Raw genomic sequence first — 268 nt, 5'->3', positions numbered from 1 at the left:
CGCCGATGTCACTGTCGGATACCTGACGGCGCACAACCCGTACAAGCCCTATACCGATGGGCGTGTAACGGCGATCGCCGCCGCTGGTGCCGCCGCACCGGCAGCGCCTGCTGCGGCCCCAGCGGCAGCAGCACCGGCCGCCGCTCCCGCTGCCGCACCGGCTGCGGCTGCTCCGGCAGCGGCAACGCCTGCCAGCCACGTCATTGCCGCTGGCGACACCCTCTGGGATCTCGCCAAGCAGTTCTACGGCAATGGCGAGCTCTGGAAG

At 70.5% G+C, this 268-nt stretch carries 1 pseudogene; it reads left to right on the top strand.

Features of this window, described 5'->3' with window-relative positions:
* Positions 1-268: pseudogene (locus tag SCA31_RS23645) on the top strand (hypothetical protein); the annotation flags it as partial.

The organism is Chryseobacterium sp. SIMBA_028 (assembly GCF_046535285.1).
In the GTDB taxonomy this organism is placed as follows: domain Bacteria; phylum Bacteroidota; class Bacteroidia; order Flavobacteriales; family Weeksellaceae; genus Chryseobacterium.
The sequence above is the reverse complement of the archived record's forward strand: the minus strand, read 5'-3'. Positions and strand labels throughout refer to the sequence as shown.